1 protein-coding gene is annotated in these 894 nt (G+C 64.3%); it reads left to right on the top strand.

Going from position 1 to position 894, the window contains the following annotated elements; genetic code table 11:
• On the top strand, positions 1-894 hold an 894-nt coding region (gene prpC, locus PQR02_RS40560; protein WP_408243409.1), incomplete at both ends, for a bifunctional 2-methylcitrate synthase/citrate synthase.

Genomic DNA, 894 nt, shown 5'->3' with positions numbered 1-894 from the left:
TTCAAACCGAAGAAATCCGTCGCGCTGTCGGGCGTAACGGCGGGCAACACCGCGCTGTGCACGGTCGGCAAGACCGGCAATGATCTGCATTACCGCGGCTATGACATTCTCGACATCGCGAGCGCGTGCGAATTCGAAGAGATCGCCTATCTGCTGGTCCACGAAAAGCTGCCGACCCAGGCCGAACTGACCGCCTACAAGACGAAGCTCAAAGGCCTGCGCGGCCTGCCCGCGAACGTCAAGGCCGCGCTCGAATGGATTCCGGCCGCCGCACATCCGATGGATGTGATGCGCACCGGCGTGTCGGTGCTCGGCACCGTGCTGCCGGAGAAGGACGATCACAACCTGCCGGGCGCGCGCGACATCGCCGACAAGCTGATGGCCTCGCTCGGTTCGATGCTGCTGTACTGGTACCACTACTCGCACAACGGCCGCCGCATCGAGGTGGAAACCGACGACGATTCGATCGGCGGCCACTTCCTGCACCTGCTGCACGGCGTAGCGCCGTCGAAGTCGTGGGTCGACGCAATGCACGTGTCGCTGAACCTGTACGCCGAGCACGAGTTCAACGCATCGACCTTCACTGGCCGCGTGATCGCGGGCACGGGCTCGGACATCTACTCGGCGATCACCGGCGCGATCGGCGCGCTGCGCGGCCCGAAGCACGGCGGCGCCAACGAGGCCGCGTTCGAGATCCAGTCGCGCTACCAGACGCCTGACGAAGCCGAGGCGGACATCCGCCGCCGCGTCGAGAACAAGGAAGTGGTGATCGGCTTCGGTCATCCGGTGTACACGATTTCGGACCCGCGCAACAAGGTCATCAAGGAAGTCGCGCAGAAGCTCTCGAAGGAAGCGGGCAACACCAAGCTGTTCGCGATCGCCGAGCGGCTCGAA

The organism is Paraburkholderia sediminicola (genome assembly GCF_046026895.1).
GTDB classification, from domain to species: Bacteria; Pseudomonadota; Gammaproteobacteria; order Burkholderiales; family Burkholderiaceae; genus Paraburkholderia; species Paraburkholderia sediminicola_C.
Note: the sequence above shows the minus strand (reverse complement) of the source record. Positions and strands in the feature narration are given on the sequence as shown.